The following is a 17123-nucleotide window of genomic DNA, read 5'->3' as shown; positions in this document are numbered from 1 at the left end:
TTTTTTGTGTCCGTGACTAAATGGACTCTCGAAAACTCTCCGCATCATGCAGGGGCACATCGAGCAATTTACTGACCTCTTTTAGTCGTTGAACTTGCTCCGCATTACAATTCGCTGGCTGACCATCTGCACTTAAATGGTTGTTCTCAAAGCCAACCCGAACATCCAATCCCAGTAACATTGCATGAGTTAAACAGTCTTGCTCTCTCGCACCAAACGCGCACACGGCACATCTAACGTTCTCTTCGATAAAGCGCTCCAAATACAGTGCCCGTAAATCCCATGGCGAAGATTGTTGAGCCTCATGATATCGACCAAGTACCACTAACGCGTGTTGGTTTTGCTTTGGTAAAACGCCTCGCTCTCTTAGGGAGAAATAGCGTTCGATGTCTGCCTGATCATACAAAATGATTTGACTGAGAATACCCTGTTCAGCGACCCAATCAAAAAAGACAAAACCTTGCTCTTCACTCTGCTCATCAGGAATCAGTTCACGCAAAGCAAAGGAAGCGGCTTCTGGTTTAACCGCTTTGATCAGCGCCATTTGTTGTTGTGGTGAATACATACCAACAGCCTCAGTCGTGAGCTGAACAATCATCGAATCTCCAACCGCAGCTTTCACCGCGTGGTAGATTTCTAAGTTGTCATCTACCTCTAAAGAATGCCTGTCTTGCGCATCTCTCGCGTGCAAATGGATCATGGTAGCCCCTGCCGTTTGACATGCTTTCGCCTCGGCAACCATTTCTTCAATATTAATCGGCAATTGAGCATGGTCTTGCTTGGTTTTTCTCGCCCCATTGGGCGCAACAATAATCGCGATTCGAGCTCTTTTAGTTTGGGAGTTCACTACCATTTCTGCGACACCTCTCTAAGTGTACGAGTGAGCTTTTCCACCAGCTCGTCAATGTGGCTTCGTTCGATGATAAAAGGCGGTGCAAGAAGGATATGATGCCCATTTACACCATCAATCGTGCCGCCCATTGGGTAGCACATCAGTCCATTTTTCATCGCTTGTTGCTTGATCTTTTTGTCTGCCAAAGTTGAATTAGGCAGCGGGATTTTACTTACTTTGTCTGCTACAAGCTCAATGCCAAGAAACAGCCCTTTACCACGAATATCCCCAACATACGGGAAGTCTGAAAGCGCCAACTCGAGTTCTCTTTTTAACATTGCTCCTTGTTGATTGACGGCTTGCAGGAGCTTTTGGTCACCGATGGTCTGAATGGTTGCAACGGCAGCCGCGCACGCAACAGGGTGCGCCATAAAGGTATGCCCGTGCTGAAAGAAGCCACTACCAGACGCGATCGCTTGATAGACTTTATCATTGGCAACAACGGAACCGATAGGTTGATAACCCGCCCCTAATCCTTTCGCCATGCAGACTAAATCCGGGACGGCCTGCTCTTGTTCAAAAGCAAAAAAGCTACCGCTGCGTCCAACACCACACATCACCTCATCCATGATCAGCAGCACATCATAGCGATCGCAAATCTCTCGTATTCGTTTGAAGTAACCTTGAGTGGCAGGCACTGCACCAGCTGTTGCGCCAACAATCGGCTCTGCAACAAACGCCATGACGGTATCCGCGCCCAGTTCTAAAATTTTAGCTTCAAGCTCATTGGCAGCTCTCAGTGAATAATCGAGTTCTGATTCGTCTTCTCTTTGATGACGATAGGCATAACACGGCGCAATGTGATGGCTTGGGTGCAAAATGGGTTTAAAAGGCTCACGCCGCCATTCGTTACCACCAACAGCCAACGCACCAAGTGTATTACCGTGGTAGCTTTGTTGGCGGGCAATAAACTGCTTTTTCTCAGGTTTGCCACATTCCACAAAGTATTGCCTTGCCATCTTTAGTGCAGATTCAACCGCTTCAGAGCCCCCACTGACTAAGTAGACGTGATTGAAGTGTGATGGCATTTGCTGGCAAATCAGCTCAGCCAACTGCTCACTAGTTTCGCTAGTAAAAAAGCCAGTGTGAGCAAAAGATACTTTTTCGATTTGGTCGAGCATGGCTTGTTTAACAGCTTGGTGGCTGTGCCCAAGGTTTGATACGGCAGCGCCACCGCAAGCATCGAGATATTGATTACCTTGGCTATCGAACAGATAAACCCCTTCCCCTCTGGCGATAGTAGGCAACTTGGTGTGGCAATGGCGGTGAAACACGTAAGACATGAACGTCCCTTCCTAGTGACTATTTTCTAAGCATAGTCAGGAAGATACGATTTATAAGCAAGGTAAGAAAAGTGCACCGCCATGAGCATTTGGAATACCATAACCCAAATACTAAAAAAACCTTACAAATAAGAACCTTAGAAAAATATACTCAGCTTTATTCAAGGGAGGACTACAGGTGACCGAAAGCTATATTAATAACGGATAAAGCCCCTTCGTTTCCCTTCTAAAACTAAGCTTCTAAAACTCAGTGCTTGCTAGCAAATTCCACATAAGCATCACTTATTTATCTGATCTGGATTAAAGATCAAATCAACATCGCAACGCTCTTCTTCAATATGCACTAGATTGATTAAAGCATATGCCATTACGGAGCCTTTATATGAAATCAACATGGATTCCTTTCGCCCTCTCCAGTCTTGCACTAACAGGCTGTTTTTCAGACGAAACTAAACAAGCAGAAGCCGTTGCCGAGCCAATTAAAGTGACCGCTGCCGATAAGATATTCTTTGGTGGCGATATCCTCACAATGGCCGGAGATACCCCAGAATACGCTGAAGCGATTGCAACATTAGGAGAGAAAATCATCTATGTCGGCAGCAAAGAAGGCGCAATGGAGCATAAATTTGGCAAGACCCAGTTGGTTGATTTAAAAGGGAAAGCTTTACTCCCCGGCTTTATTGATCCTCACAGCCATGTTTATGGTGTTGGCTTGCAGGCAATGGTGGCAAATGTGCTTCCTTCTCCTGATGGTCAAGCAGACACAGTAGATGACATTGTGGCCATTCTAAAGTCGGCCGATCAAGGCGATACACAACGCCTGTTCATAGAAAAAACAGGTTGGATCCTAGGATTTGGTTATGACGATGCACAGCTTGATCGCTACCCTACCAAAGCAGATTTAGACAAAGTCAGCACTGACAAACCCGTTCTTATTATTCACACCTCTGGGCACTTAAGTGTCGCGAACAGCAAAGCGCTTGAGTTAGCCGGCATCACAGCAGAATCTCAAGATCCTCAGGGTGGTGTAATTCGTCGGATGGAAGGCAGCCAAGAACCAAATGGGGTATTAGAAGAAAATGCGCACTTTGCTATGCTCTTCGGCCTCACTAAAGTTATTGACCTCGAGCTACAAGACATGATGCTCGAAGCGGCTCAAAAGATGTATGCCGAATATGGTTACACGACCGCTCAAGAAGGTCGCGCGACCACCGAAGGTTATGAAGCAATGAAGCGTGCGTCCAAAGAGGGTAAGTTACTTATCGACTTGGTGGCTTATGCGGATATGGTTTCAAGCAGCGAGTTTATGAGCTCTGAATACAACTCTCCTACTTACACAAATCACTTCCGTATTGGAGGCGTTAAACTTAACTTTGACGGCTCACCACAAGGAAAAACAGCATGGTTAACACAGCCATACTTCCACCCACCTCATGGACAGTCCAAAAGTTATCTTGGGTATCCGACCTTCAAAGATGAGCAAGCTTATCAATACGTTGAAACCGCGTTTAAAAACGATTGGCAGGTACTGACGCACTCCAATGGGGACGCCGCCATCGAGCAGTTTATTGATGCTGTAGAAAAAGCGAACGAAAAGCTCGGTAAAAAAGACCGACGTCCAGTTCTAATACACGGGCAAACCATTCGCCAAGATCAAATTGACCGTTTGGCGGAACTGGGGATATTCCCATCTCTCTTCCCAATGCACACATTCTACTGGGGTGATTGGCACGCTGAGTCTGTTCTGGGGCACCCTAGAGCGGACTTTATCTCGCCAACTAAAGCGGTACGAAATGCAGGTTTGATGTTCAGCACTCACCACGACGCACCTGTCGCTTTACCAAGCTCATTCCGAGTGTTAGATGCAACCGTAAACCGAACCACTCGAACCGATAAAGTGTTGGGACCAGATCAAAGAGTAAATGCCTATACGGCACTGCAAGCCATGACGATTTGGCCGGCATATCAGCACTTTGAGGAAACAACAAAAGGCAGTTTAGAGGTCGGTAAAAACGCTGATTTGATCATCTTAGATAAAAACCCACTAAAGGTAGAACCTGACACTTTGAAGGACTTAAAAGTCCAACAAACTATCAGCCGAGGTGAAACCGCTTATCAACGCTAAAGCTATCAAACGTTTGAATCAAAACCGCCTCAGATGAGGCGGTTTTGTTTTGTTAAGCAGTTTACATATCGGTTAGCTCGCAATCTACGCGAGAGAATGCTGCCCTTTGTTATCTAACCTAATATTTTAGCTAGACTTATTAGGACAAGAACCAAGGCTAGGAAAGGCACATGACAAAAATCGCATCATGGATGATGGGGGCTCTGCTCTTGCTCTTCAGTCATTTAACTCAAGCAAGTGATCCTTTTCCACTTTCTCCCCCAAACCTTTCAACGCCACAACAAGCGATAATAAGCTTCAATGACCTAGTGGCTGAAGCGAATCAAGAACTCAATCTCATACTGGCTGATCAAAAGCACAACACTGAGCCTAATCGACAGAAAGTGTATGCACTTTTCGATAAAGCAACTCAAGTCTTTGACTTAAGTGATGTGCCTGATTCTGGCCAAAATAGAGTGGCACTCGAGTCCGTGATGCTAATGAAAGAGATTCTCGACCGAGTACCTCTCATTGAGCTTTCCAAAATTCCAAATAGCAATGCACTAGCACAATGGAGAGTGCCAGAAACCAGTTTAGAGCTAGTGAAGCAGGCCGATGGTCAATATCGATTTTCCCAGCAAACCGTAAAAGGGTTGTATCGCGACTACCTTCTAGTCAAGCACTTACCCTCTCATTCCGAAGCATCCCTCGACTACTTTAAATACTACTCGCTGAGTGCTGGACGTTTAATTCCGCCACACTGGTTTTATCTTATCGAATCATTGCCGGACGTATTTATGGTCGAGTATTGGAGCCAAGCCCTCTGGCAATGGCTGGGGTTAACTATATCGTTCATGGCAATGAGCGGCGTTCTCATTCTTCTGTTCCACAATGTTAGTGCGCCTGTAACAAGATCAATTCTCGCCGTATTAACCTTGAGCGGTTTTCTATACCTTGCAGACTACCAACTTAATTTAACGGGCACGTTAATGTCGACGTTGAATATAGTTATCGAACTCATCTGTTGGCTCTTGCTCAGCCAAGTCGCTTACCTTGTTATCTATCAAGCTTGTCGCCTACTGATGAAGAAACAACGCTCGAAATCAACATTACGTCATAGCCTGGCACAAATTATTGGTACTCTTTTGGGCTCAATGGCTGCGATCGCTTGCCTCGGTTACGGTTTAAATCGATTAGGGGTACCTGTATACGGAATCGTAACAGGATTGAGTCTTGGAGGGATGGCCATTGCACTCGCAATTCGCCCCACAATGGAGAACTTAATTGGTGGTGTCATTTTGTTTTTGGACAAATCTTTGTCGGTTGGGGATTACTGCCAAATTGGTAATCAATCAGGCGTTATAGAGCAAATAGGAGTGCGCTCGACTCGCATCAGAGCAAAAGATAGAACCCAAATTACTATCACCAACGGGGACTTGATTAAGCATGAAATCATCAACTTTAGCCGTCGAGACCGTTACCCGTTCAAGGCAACCATTGGATTACGGTATGAGACCAGTATGTCTCAACTCCAAACGATCACGAAGAAGATAGCAAACTTGCTCCAAGAGCACCCTAACGTTTTAGATTCACCTATTCGAGTACACTTTGATACCTTCAATGCCTACAGTTTGGATATTAAAGTTCTCGCTCACCTGAATACAACGAGTAAAGAGACATTTCTTAATTTGCAGCAATCGCTACTGATATCGATTAATCAGATTATTGAAGCGGAAGACGCAAAGTTCGCTTTGCCTTCTCATACCACTTATCTCGCCACCGATTCTGTACAGCCGGCAGCTACAGCCCAAGTTCAAATTAAAGCTCAAGCAATAGATCAAAACACATAATGTAAAACCGCCTCAGACGAGGCGGTTTCTACGAGACTAAAAAGTAGTTTTGAGCGCGGCTTTAACGGCTTTATTCAATTTGCCCAAGACCAACTCAAATACCCAACGAATGAACGAATAGGTAAATTTAATGGCAATCTGGGCAACTTTTCCCGCAAACACTAACATGTGGCCAAGTAAACCTTTTACTCGCTCAGTAAACTCGGTGGAGAGCTCTGAAATTTTGACCATAGAACGCGCCATTGCATCATAGATGGTCGCGATGGCCGCGCCACCACTCTGTAGGGCAAAAACCGTCGCTGCAAAGCCACCATCGATTAACAACGTGAGGATTGCAGCTGAAATCTTATCTGCCCAGTCAGCGGAAGGTTTCGCTTGCAACCGATTCTCGTAGTTCAAAATAACACGCTTAAAAGCTGAGTTTGCAGTTTGAAGTCCTAGACTATCCCACGTTGCTGATTGCGTGTAAGAGCTATATTCCGACATAAAATGTGCGCTGGGGAGAAGCCCCTGCGCGCGACTCAATATGTACTCAGAACCATCATAAGGCACGTGATAAAAAGGCCATACAGGTGCTTTGGTCACTGGGTCTGCACCATTGACGCAACGGTAGTGCGACGAAATACGCGATGATGAATTCATCGAAAAAGCTTTCATACCGACTCTTGGTGAGCCAAAGGTATACAGGTTCACTTTTCCTTTAAACTCTGGGGAGGCCGATATCCAGTTAGCAGCCAACGTAGCTAATGCACCACCTAAGCTGTGTCCAACACAATGGACCGTGCCACTACCAGTTACCGGATTTTCGCGCAGAAAGCGAGTGAGACCTTTTTTCATGGAATAAAAAGTCGTTTGAAACCCCGAATGCACGATCTCTCCGGTGCCCGTACCTTTTCCACTACACGTTAGGTCAGTAATTCCATCCGCTAAACCCGCAGTGCCTCTAAAAGCTAAAACAAGGTCATTCTTATGGCGCTGACTTTTTCCTTTCCCTAAAAGAGCAAATCCCGTTTCAGGCCGAAAGAAAAAACCACCAGATGTACCGACTTCTACTTTCGAAAAGCTAAAATGATTGTCAACAACAGCAGGCAACTTCACTCGCTCAAGGTTATGCTCAACCTCATAAGCAGTAATGCTTAGTTCACTTGCCAGTAATGGGGAAATTGTGCTCATTGGTTACCCTTCCTTGGTATTACTTTTCAACACATGGGTATCAGTAACTTCATCATATTCATATGTATCAATTTTCTGGTTATCCCAATCACAGACAGAATGAACTGGAGTTCGCCTACTACTCTCTGAGGAAGTTTCAACCTCATGAATTCGCTTACTATTTGATAGTTCGCAGTCTATGTTCATTAGCATCCAGCTCAGAGATTCGGCCCCTTCAGTTGGCACCCACGCTCCCCAAATTTCTTTTTTCTCAGAGTCACAATTAACACAAATATTTTGATAAACCCTTAGGCTTCCGCCAAAGATATCTCCTGGTGCGCTGGAACGAACGGTAACAGGATCGAAGGAAAACTCTCCATATTCATTGGTTCGAGCTTCGTCGGTTAAGGTTTTGCCCTTCTTATAACCTTCATAATAAAGCTCTCGATAAACCGTTAATCCTGCTTGTGGTACGCCATCTAGCTTGATGACACCACGCACTTCTGGGGACATTTCCACATCGTATTTTTTAAACGGCCAAAACATTGCACTTGCTCCTACCGAAAATAGAGCTAAGGCCAATATAAGTAAGGTTCTTTTAGCCATACTCTTTCTCTATCCATTGATTCTTTTTGGGATGATATGGAAAAAGACGAGGGAGTGAGAGGAGTTAATAAACGGGAAGTAATTTGTGGGAAGCAATTCGAAGTATCATGTAATTAAGACATTTGTTTTTATTAATTCTTAAACATCACGCAAAAGAAAAACCGCCTCAATTGAGACGGTTTCGCAAAGTTAGACTTTAAAATCGTCCACGATTTCTTTTAAGTTCACGGCGACACGAGCCAACTCTCGACTGGATGCAGAAGTTTCGTGTGCCCCCGAGACGTTTTGGGTCGCTAGATCTTGGATAGTTACCAGGCTGCTGTCTATGCCACCAGACACCTTAGCTTGCTCTTCCGTAGCTTGGCTAACAGAGGAAGTTTGGCGGTGAATTTGTTCCATAGTCCCAACAACCGTTTCGATCATGGCGCCCGTTTCTTGCACTTGCTCCATCGTTTCTCCTGCCACTAACTTACAGTTGTTGATGATGGCCTCGGTTTGCTCTGCCTGCTGGTTAACCTTGTGTACCATCTCTTCAATTTGCTCTGTAGACACTTGGGTTCGCTGCGCGAGGTTACGAACCTCTTCAGCGACGACAGCAAAGCCACGTCCACTTTCACCAGCTCGGGCCGCTTCAATTGCGGCGTTCAGAGCGAGTAAATTGGTTTGGTCTGCCACGCCTCGAATCACATCAAGTAACGTGCTAATTTCGCGAACTTGTTCCGCTAATTGCACGACGTTGTGATTACCTTCATCCACTTGTTCAACCAATCCAGAAACGGTATGGACTGTTTTCGTGATGCGTTGAAGCTCTTGCTGACAACCTTGGTTAGCCTCCGCGGCCGAAACAGATACTGAGCTTGCACTGCCTGCCACCTCGCTGATGGATGATGTCATTTGATGAATAGCTGTGACGGCTTGCTGCAGTTCGTCATTTTGAACATGTAAGCTTTGCTCTGATTGCTCAGTCACCACACTCAATTCTTCAGACGTAGCGGCAAGTTGAGAGGAAGCGTCACTGATGTCTTTGATCATCACTGTTAAATTGCTCGCCGTCGTATTCAACGTCTGTTTCAAGCTTCCCTCATCGGCTTGAGAGATATTCAGTCGTAAATCACCGTGTGCCAACTGATTCATCAGTTGTTTCATCTCTTCTGGTTCGCCGCCCAAAGGTTTCATTACTGCACGGGTAACAACAAGCGCAACACTAATTCCGCCAATGACTGCCAGAAATAGCACAATGCCATTTAGTGTCATCAGTTCTTTGATAGGTTGCTCCGCTTCTGCCACATCTATCTCAGACAACAATGCCCAGCGGTGTCCGTACATATCAATCGGAGAATAGGCAGATACGACCGGATTGCCGTTGTAATCGATAATGGTCTCAACACCGGATTCACCTGCCAGCGCTCGTTTGACTGCGTCACTGTCTACGCCATTGTTTTCTACCGTGCCTGCAAAAGATGCCTGGATCGTTCGGCCTACAGGATCAAGGAATGAGTCGGAACGCATTCTATAGTCAGAGCCAACAAGGTACGTTTCTCCAGATTTACCCATTCCACTGCGAAGGTTCATTAATTGATTGATACCATCAATCGACATTTGCGTGGCGACCATCCATTGCTCACCCTCGACTTTTAGAGGTACACCGAGGAAAGCAGCGGGGTCCCCATTCGAAGGGGCGTAGGGAGCAAAATCAACAGCAGCAAATTGCTTGCCTGCTCGAATGGCACGATATACATCACCGAGACCTGAGTTTGAATAAGCCCCCGAGACCAAGTTGGTTTGATAATCGGCTTCTCGTGCGACGGTATAAATAACATCACCCGATTCATCCACAATAAAAATATCGTAGAAATCCAATTCTCGGTTTAAATCGGTCAGTAAGCGGTGGAAGTCACCATTAAACAACTGGTCTATATTCGTTGCCACCACCTTAGCCACCGCAGAGGTATTGTTTTGGTAGCGCTCAAACAATTCATCCAGACGCGCTTGTTTGGTATCTCGAAGCGCGACCAAACGCTCTTCATTTAAAGTGTTCAAACTTTTTGTGGAGGAATATACGGAAACGAGCAGAGCCACTATTACTGGTACGATACTCGCGAAAACCACCCAACCTTTGACTTGTGTACTGAACTTCATTAACGACTCCCTGTTCAGAAAAGGGATTGCTACTGCTCACTTAACTTTTGTAGCACACAAAAAGTGAGATCAGATAATTAGCAATCACAACAGATATTTAACACACGCCGGATGGTATGGGCTTGGTTCCGCACAATCAAGGAAGTTACTGATACTTAAGTAGATTAAATGTATCAGGAAGTGAACAGCCAACAGCTTTAGTGAACAGGCTCGAGTTATTGTCGAATATGCTGCACCAACCACTGTCTAAACCGATCGGTTGGCTCACTTTTTGTATTGATAATCAGATAGTAACCTGCATTAGCATCCACAGGTTCAAATGGCGAGACTAAGCGACCAGATGCTAACTCGTCTTCCACCAGCGCCATGCGTGCCATTGCGATACCCACTCCGGCTTCGGCCGCTGACATTGCCATATCAGTACGATTAAAGAAGTGCCCTACATCTGTTTTAAAATCGAATCCCATACTTGATGCCCAATACAGCCATTCATAGTCACGCGGAGCCTTATCCCATGGCATAGCATCGTGCAGTAACGTCGCGTCTCGCCATTGTTCTGGCGACGCTTTAAGAGTTTTTAGCCACCTATGATCCTCAAGGTATTTTGGACTCATGACTGGCAAAAGTTGTTCATCGAGAATCCGCTCTGCGCTTTTATCTCGATAGGGGTGAGAACCGTAGTCTATCGCAACGTCGTAGTCTTTTAGCTCGCTATTCACCAACGCCCCCTCAGCAAAAATCTGTACTTGGAGATCGGGATTTTCTAGGTGAAAGCTTTCAAGACGTGGGACCAACCATTTAAACGCAAACGAAGGCGTCAACTTGAGGCGAATTTCATTGTGGAGCTTTTCAATCTGTAGCTCTTCAAGTGTCTTCCCGAGCTCGGTGAAGTGAAATTGCGTAGATTGAGATAATTGTAACCCTTTGGGTGTTAGTCGAATGCCACGCGAATGGCGTTCAAACAAAGTAAAACCTAGCTGCTCTTCTAATTGAATGATTTGCTGACTGATCGCACCGGTCGTCAAGTGCAATGCTTTTGCAGCACTGGTGAAACTGCTGTGTTCTGCCACTTGGCTAAATAGCCACAGCCCGCTAACAACACTACTTTTCATTCTTGAGCCTATAGTTTTTCTAAACGCTGAATGTAATTTATATCGATTGTTAACAAAAGGTAAAGAAGACAAACTGCGCAACATAGAAAATGTGTGGAGTGCATCAATGGAAGTCATCGTGTTAGGCAGTGGTGTTATCGGTTTAACCTCAGCTTGGTATTTATCTCAGGCAGGCTATCAGGTCACCGTGATCGATCGCCAACCAAGCAGTGCGATGGAAACCAGCTTCGCCAACGCCGGACAAATCTCTTACGGTTATTCTTCACCATGGGCAGCGCCAGGGATACCACTCAAAGCCATAAAGTGGCTCACTGAAGAGCATGCACCACTTAAAATAAAGCCATCTCTCAGTCCAGAGCTAATTCGCTGGGCAACGCAAATGGTGTCGAATTGCACCTTATCCCGCTATCAGATCAACAAAGCAAGAATGCTCTCTATCGCCAATCATAGTCGCGCGTGTTTGGAGCAGTTACGCCGTGATCATGCGCTTGAATACCAAGGACGCCAATTGGGCACCCTGCAAGTATTTCGCTCTCAACAGCAGCTCGATGCCATAGAGAAAGACCTTAAGCTGTTAGAGCAAAGCGGTACACGCTTTCAGTTAATGAATGTCGAGCACTGCATCAAACAAGAACCGGGGTTAGCATTAGTGAAAGAAAAGCTGGTCGGCGGGTTATATCTACCTGATGACGAAACGGGTGATTGTTTCCAGTTCTGTCAGCAGTTAACAGAGCTTGCGAAAGCCCATGGCGTCAGGTTTGAATTCAATACGGAGGTGAGTAATTGGGTTACTGTAGGCAAAAAGATCATGGGTGTCCAAACGAACCGTGGTTTGTTTAAGGCAGACCAATTTGTGCTTGCCTCCGGCAGTTACTCGACAGCGTTACTCAAGCAACTTGAGATCGACATTCCAGTTTATCCCGTCAAAGGCTATTCACTGACGGTGCCGATTAAATACGAGCAATTTGCGCCGCGTTCTACCGTCATGGATGAAACCTATAAGGTGGCCATGACGCGCTTTGATGATCGCATTCGCGTCGCAGGAACCGCAGAGCTAGCAGGCTTTGATCCTTCGTTACCACAAAAGCGCAAGAATACGATTGAAATGGTGATTCGTGATTTGTTTCCGCAAAGTGCCGACTTCACTCAAGCCGAATTCTGGAGCGGTTTTCGCCCCATGACACCAGATGGTACGCCTATTATTGGTGCAACACCTTACGAGAACTTATTTACCAATACGGGGCATGGCACCCTCGGTTGGACAATGGCGTGTGGCTCAGGACAAATACTTGCAGACATCATGCTGAATTCGGATACCAAAGTAACAAATCACTCAGAATTAAGCTTGAACCGTTACGCCTAAACACCTGCAATCCATTTCAAACAGCGCATTACTCCACAAGTTGAATAACATTTAGAAGATATGACTTTCTATATTAGCAGTACATTTTCATGACAATGTGCTGCATATTCAATCAATTCATTGCAATTTCCAATAAAAACCACCCATATACATAACAAGAACCAATTTTTAACAATATTTAAGCATTCTGTGCCCACCATCACGCTACAAAGGATTTTTAGTTAAAAAGGTTAACAATTGCATTACAAAAAAGGGTAATGTGTTGTACGAAAAACAACCACAAACATAACAAACAGGGAAAATACTCATGCAGTCATTAGTTGATTTTCTGAATGGAATTATCTGGAGTCCGGTACTAATTTATTTGTGCCTTGGTGCTGGTTTGTTCTATTCGATCATGACGCGCTTTGTGCAAATTCGTCACTTCTTTGAAATGTGGCGCTTGCTACTTAATGGTAAGAGTTCAACCAAGGGGATTTCATCATTTCAGGCATTGGCAGTTTCACTATCTGGCCGTGTAGGTACAGGTAACATTGCAGGTGTTGCAGCTGCTATCGGTTTCGGTGGTCCAGGTGCAGTATTCTGGATGTGGGTTGTTGCCTTCTTTGGCGCAGCAACAGCATACGCAGAATCAACACTAGCACAGATTTATAAAGAAGAAGACGAAGGCGAATTCCGCGGCGGTCCAGCTTACTACATTGAGAAAGCGATGGGTCAGAAGTGGTACGCATGGATCTTCGCTATCGCAACCATCTTTGCATGTGGTGTTCTACTTCCTGGCGTTCAATCGAACAGTATTGGTAACGCAGTAGAAGCAGCATTTGGCTCAGGTGACATGATTGAAACCGCTATTGGTACGTTCAGTTTCGCTAAAATTTTCACTGGTACGGTTGTCTGTGTCATTCTTGCCTTCATCATCTTTGGTGGTGTAAAGCGCATCGCGAACTTCACTCAAATTATCGTTCCGTTCATGGCGCTGGCTTACATCATCACCGCGTTCGTTATCATCCTACTTAACATCGGTGAGATTCCACGCATCGTTGGCATGATCATTGGTGATGCATTCACGCCGATGGCTGGTATTGGTGCTGCGATTGGTTGGGGTGTAAAACGTGGTGTTTACTCTAACGAAGCAGGCCAAGGTACGGGCCCTCACGCAGCGGCAGCAGCAAGTGTTGATCACCCAGCACAACAAGGTCTGGTTCAGTCGTTCTCTATCTACATCGATACGCTGCTAGTATGTTCTGCAACCGCGTTTATGATTCTTATCACTGGTGCTTACAACGTACAAGGTGCGGTGGAAGGAACATTCCTCGTACAAAACCTACCAGCAGACATCGGCGCGAATGGTCCAGTATTTACGCAAATGGCGATTGAAAGTGCCCTACCTGGCGTTGGTAAACCGTTTATTGCTATTGCACTGTTCTTCTTCGCTTTCACAACGATTCTGGCTTACTACTACATTGCAGAGACCAACATCGCGTACATCCGCCGTACGTTAAAAGTTAACGGCTTAATGTTCGTCTTGAAGCTCGTGCTTATCACAGCCGTATTCTACGGTACGGTTAAGACAGCCAATCTCGCATGGGCAATGGGTGATGTCGGTGTTGGTCTAATGGCATGGCTGAACATTGTCGGTATTCTGATCATCTTCTTCATGTCGAAGCCTGCACTAAAAGCGCTGGCTGACTATGAAGAGCAACAGAAACGCGGTGTGACTGAGTTTACGTTCAACCCAGTAGCACTTGGTATTAAAGGCGCGACTTACTGGGAAGAGAAGTACAAGCGCAAAACAGGTAAAGCACCAACCGCAGACAGCGATGTAACAGAAACGGTAGAGCAACCATCTACCTAATGTTTCACTTAGCGTCCTCCCCCAACAGGTTGGCAGGTATATAAGAAAAAGCAGTGGTCCGAATAACGGACATTAAAAAAGGGTTAGCCAGTGGCTAACCCTTTTCTTTTGCATTCAAATCAGAACGATTATGCTGCGATTTCTTGCGTTGCAACTTGAGGCTTTTGCTTTTCGCCGATTGGAAGCACTGTACGACCGTATTCGTTGTTCAGTACTTGAGCCATTGCAAAGTAGATTGCGCTCGCGCCACAGAAGATACCTTCGAAGCCTGCGATAGTGCCGATAAGTGTGCTACCAGTGAAGTCACGTGCCGCAAGTAGGAAGAACAGGATAGTAAGAGAACCAAACACAACTTGCTTCGCTACTGGGTAACATAGAGAACCAATAAACATGAAGCCAGTGAAGATGCCCCATAGTAGCAGGTACCAACCCATGAAGTGTGCTGGGCTAGCTGGTAGGCCCATGTATGGCATTACTATTAAACCAACTAATGTTAGCCAGAATAGACCGTATGAAGTAAACGCAGTTGTACCGAAAGTATCACCACGTTTGAAGCACATCATGCCAACAATAACTTGGCTAAGACCACCGTAGAAGATACCCATTGCTAGGATCATTGAGTCAATTGGGAAAAATCCTGCGTTATGGATGTTAAGCAGAATCGTGGTCATACCGAAACCCATTAGGCCTAGCGGCGCTGGGTTAGCCAGTTTAGTAGACATGTAAGCGTACCTGTTTTCAAAAATGTTGATAAAAATTGCGCGCGAATTTTAATGGACAAAAAATCAAAAGAGAAAAGACGTTATTGAAAACTTAGATTGCATAAACAGGCAAGCAAACGAATAAAAAAAGACCCTGCTAAAAAGCAGAGTCTTTATAGTTACTTAGACTATTTATTGTTCAATTACTGGCAAGAGATCTCATCCCAGAACCAATTGCTCTGAGTTGGCGTTTCCCATACTCCTGGGCCATTTTTCGCAATAAAGCATTTACCTTGATAAGTCACTTTGTCGCCATTCGCTACTTGAGTGACACCCGGTTCCCATGCAATAAATTCACCCGATACTGGTGGTTCAGGTTCTGTGACTGGTGGCTCTGTCACAGGCGGTTCAGTAACAGGAGGCTCAGTAGCCGGTGGTTCTGTTGCTGGCGGCTCTGTTGGTGTACCTGAAACTAACTTCCAAGGGTCTCCTTTCGTAGGCTCATTACCTTGTGACCACCACTTCGCTTCATACACAGCACCTTGGTAAGAAACTTGATCACCCGTGTTGTATACCTTGCCTGAATCCCAAGCAGCGATACCATCCACTGGCGGATCAACCGGATCGACTGGATCTAATTTATCGACAACGCGAACTTCAGGCCAACCAGCATGAGATTGGTAGAAGTTGGTAACACATTTCTCGTAATCACCAGCAACCAGTGCCGAATACGCGGTTTGGAAACCAACCAACTCACATTCAAATGAGTGACCGCCCGGGCGATCTGAGTAGTATTTCCAGTTACCATCCCAGTTGGTGTAAAGCACGTCAGTCGCGCCGTTAAGGTTTAAGCTACCGTAAGGCGTTTGTTGCCAACAGGTATTGGTTTCATCAGCTTCGATAGGAATTTGATAGTGCGCCGCTAGACCTTCCCAGTAACGAATGCGGTTAACTGGCTGGCCTTTGTCTTTGTTCTGTTCACCACACTCTATACCACCATTGATGACGTTGATCGTAGTACCAAAGCCGTAACCAATGCCCGCATCAATTTCACGTTGCGATGGTACCCAAGTACGATCAATCACGTGCAGCATTGCTGGTTTTGGCGCTTGAGGGGTTAAGAAGAACCAAATTGCAGAAGCTAGGTTCAACCATGAGTCAGCGACTAAGCCCGGATTTTTCAACAATACCGATGCATCGCCATCAAACATCACTTCAGAGAACGCGCCGTAGTTAAAGTGGTAAGAAAGCTGTTTTGCACCACGACCAAAATATCCCTGACCAGGCTCACAAGGCCAACGCTTGTTTTGCCAATCGTTCTGACCACATCCGGTGGTGTAGCCTTCTTGACCTTCAGACCACCCCATTTCACGTACGTGCACGAGTGCCTGCTGCCACTCTTCCAGTGCAAGCGGGTTGTCCGATACGTTATCAACCGCAATGTGGCCACCGGTTTCCTGAGCAAAGTGCGCGAATGCTGTCACGATGGATTTCTTACAAATCGCGTCTGAATCACGCCCGTCTGTGTACTCACCACAGAATGCAGGGAACTTACCAATCGCGCGTAGGAAGCGAGTATATGTGTACTCTGGTGCAGCCATCTGAGTTAAGAAGTCCCACTCAGACTCAGGGAAAACACGCTCAACACGTTGAACGTTTTCTGGGTTACTTGCTGCGCCTGGAACAATCGCTTCAACAACCGTATTTGGACGAGTCTCTAGCGCTTGTGACCAGATAGCATACATAGGGTCAGAAGTCTTACTTTGCTCCATAGCTTGGATGTCGCCACGAGCAATCACGTAACCATTTGGGTTTTGTGGATCAGGTTGGATATTCATGCTGGCATGAGCTTGTGCAGCAAGTACACAACCTAATGCAAGAGGCAGATGTTTGAGTGCAAACATGTCTAATCTCCGTATTGAACAATACAATATACAAGGAATAACTAGACACATAGTGGATCATGTAGAAAAAACGCCGAGCGAAGTGAATTAATTCTGCGACGCAAATTTCATAAATAAATACTGTTACACAGCGAGTATCACAAAAACTGTTACCTCGACTCA

Annotated in this window: 12 protein-coding genes; 4 read left to right on the top strand and 8 right to left on the bottom strand. The window is 45.7% G+C overall.

The annotated features are described in order from the left end of the window. Window positions 1–16 precede the first annotated feature (16 nt). Both KHO06_RS03100 and KHO06_RS03095 read right to left on the bottom strand, forming a co-directional pair. Entirely contained in the window at window positions 17–853 is an 837-nt protein-coding gene (locus tag KHO06_RS03100) for a 3-keto-5-aminohexanoate cleavage protein (protein WP_212582089.1), read from the bottom strand. Further along, window positions 847–2175, bottom strand: coding sequence for an aspartate aminotransferase family protein (locus tag KHO06_RS03095; protein WP_212582088.1), 1329 nt, complete (start codon window positions 2173–2175; stop codon window positions 847–849). The genes KHO06_RS03100 and KHO06_RS03095 overlap by 7 nt, the downstream gene beginning before the upstream one ends. A 382-nt stretch (window positions 2176–2557) precedes the next feature. Here KHO06_RS03095 and KHO06_RS03090 point away from each other — a divergent pair, with 382 nt between their 5' ends. Together KHO06_RS03090 and KHO06_RS03085 are read left to right on the top strand one after the other, a co-directional pair. Then, window positions 2558–4300: an amidohydrolase gene (locus KHO06_RS03090; RefSeq protein ID WP_212582087.1), complete on the top strand. Its 1743-nt coding sequence runs from the start codon at window positions 2558–2560 to the stop codon at window positions 4298–4300. 170 nt (window positions 4301–4470) lie between these two features. Next, window positions 4471–6129 (top strand): mechanosensitive ion channel family protein, encoded by a 1659-nt coding sequence (locus tag KHO06_RS03085; RefSeq protein WP_212582086.1) that lies wholly within the window; start codon window positions 4471–4473, stop codon window positions 6127–6129. 36 nt (window positions 6130–6165) lie between these two features. Here the strand turns inward: KHO06_RS03085 and KHO06_RS03080 are convergent, their stop codons facing one another. From KHO06_RS03080 to KHO06_RS03065, 4 genes are all read right to left on the bottom strand, one after another. Next, complete coding sequence (locus tag KHO06_RS03080; protein ID WP_047482182.1) at window positions 6166–7302, bottom strand: lipase family protein; 1137 nt, start codon at window positions 7300–7302, stop codon at window positions 6166–6168. A 3-nt stretch (window positions 7303–7305) separates the two neighbouring features. Beyond that, a complete protein-coding gene (locus tag KHO06_RS03075; protein WP_212582085.1) occupies window positions 7306–7887 on the bottom strand; it encodes a DUF6795 domain-containing protein in 582 nt (193 codons plus the stop codon). A 189-nt stretch (window positions 7888–8076) separates the two neighbouring features. After that, a complete protein-coding gene (locus KHO06_RS03070) occupies window positions 8077–10026 on the bottom strand; it encodes a methyl-accepting chemotaxis protein (RefSeq protein ID WP_212582084.1) in 1950 nt (649 codons plus the stop codon). Window positions 10027–10241: 215 nt separating this feature from the next. Next, complete coding sequence (locus KHO06_RS03065; RefSeq protein ID WP_212582083.1) at window positions 10242–11138, bottom strand: LysR substrate-binding domain-containing protein; 897 nt, start codon at window positions 11136–11138, stop codon at window positions 10242–10244. Between the two features lie 106 nt (window positions 11139–11244). Here KHO06_RS03065 and KHO06_RS03060 point away from each other — a divergent pair, with 106 nt between their 5' ends. Together KHO06_RS03060 and KHO06_RS03055 are read left to right on the top strand one after the other, a co-directional pair. Then, the gene (locus tag KHO06_RS03060; protein WP_212582082.1) at window positions 11245–12501 is read left to right on the top strand and encodes a D-amino acid dehydrogenase; all 1257 of its coding nucleotides are present in this window, start codon (window positions 11245–11247) and stop codon (window positions 12499–12501) included. A 307-nt stretch (window positions 12502–12808) separates the two neighbouring features. Further along, complete coding sequence (locus KHO06_RS03055; protein ID WP_212582081.1) at window positions 12809–14356, top strand: alanine/glycine:cation symporter family protein; 1548 nt, start codon at window positions 12809–12811, stop codon at window positions 14354–14356. 128 nt (window positions 14357–14484) lie between these two features. Here KHO06_RS03055 and KHO06_RS03050 read toward each other — a convergent pair whose 3' ends face one another. Then, window positions 14485–15078, bottom strand: coding sequence for a GPR1/FUN34/YaaH family transporter (locus KHO06_RS03050; RefSeq protein ID WP_005424684.1), 594 nt, complete (start codon window positions 15076–15078; stop codon window positions 14485–14487). A 182-nt stretch (window positions 15079–15260) separates the two neighbouring features. Next, window positions 15261–16961, bottom strand: coding sequence for a chitinase (locus KHO06_RS03045; RefSeq protein ID WP_212582080.1), 1701 nt, complete (start codon window positions 16959–16961; stop codon window positions 15261–15263). Window positions 16962–17123: the final 162 nt, after the last annotated feature.

The sequence above is a fragment of the Vibrio sp. B1FIG11 genome (genome assembly GCF_905175335.1).
Classification (GTDB): Bacteria; Pseudomonadota; Gammaproteobacteria; order Enterobacterales; family Vibrionaceae; genus Vibrio; species Vibrio campbellii.
The sequence above is the reverse complement of the archived record's forward strand: the minus strand, read 5'-3'. Positions and strand labels throughout refer to the sequence as shown.

Excerpts from the sequence above, each read along its gene's own strand:
- KHO06_RS03090 (WP_212582087.1), top strand. The coding sequence starts at position 2,558 with ATGAAATCAACATGGATTCCTTTCGCCCTCTCCAGTCTTGCACTAACA.
- KHO06_RS03055 (WP_212582081.1), top strand. The coding sequence starts at position 12,809 with ATGCAGTCATTAGTTGATTTTCTGAATGGAATTATCTGGAGTCCGGTA.
- KHO06_RS03100 (WP_212582089.1), bottom strand. The coding sequence starts at position 853 with ATGGTAGTGAACTCCCAAACTAAAAGAGCTCGAATCGCGATTATTGTT.
- KHO06_RS03085 (WP_212582086.1), top strand. The coding sequence starts at position 4,471 with ATGACAAAAATCGCATCATGGATGATGGGGGCTCTGCTCTTGCTCTTC.
- KHO06_RS03080 (WP_047482182.1), bottom strand. The coding sequence starts at position 7,302 with ATGAGCACAATTTCCCCATTACTGGCAAGTGAACTAAGCATTACTGCT.
- KHO06_RS03045 (WP_212582080.1), bottom strand. The coding sequence starts at position 16,961 with ATGTTTGCACTCAAACATCTGCCTCTTGCATTAGGTTGTGTACTTGCT.
- KHO06_RS03060 (WP_212582082.1), top strand. The coding sequence starts at position 11,245 with ATGGAAGTCATCGTGTTAGGCAGTGGTGTTATCGGTTTAACCTCAGCT.
- KHO06_RS03095 (WP_212582088.1), bottom strand. The coding sequence starts at position 2,175 with ATGTCTTACGTGTTTCACCGCCATTGCCACACCAAGTTGCCTACTATC.
- KHO06_RS03065 (WP_212582083.1), bottom strand. The coding sequence starts at position 11,138 with ATGAAAAGTAGTGTTGTTAGCGGGCTGTGGCTATTTAGCCAAGTGGCA.
- KHO06_RS03070 (WP_212582084.1), bottom strand. The coding sequence starts at position 10,026 with ATGAAGTTCAGTACACAAGTCAAAGGTTGGGTGGTTTTCGCGAGTATC.
- KHO06_RS03050 (WP_005424684.1), bottom strand. The coding sequence starts at position 15,078 with ATGTCTACTAAACTGGCTAACCCAGCGCCGCTAGGCCTAATGGGTTTC.
- KHO06_RS03075 (WP_212582085.1), bottom strand. The coding sequence starts at position 7,887 with ATGGCTAAAAGAACCTTACTTATATTGGCCTTAGCTCTATTTTCGGTA.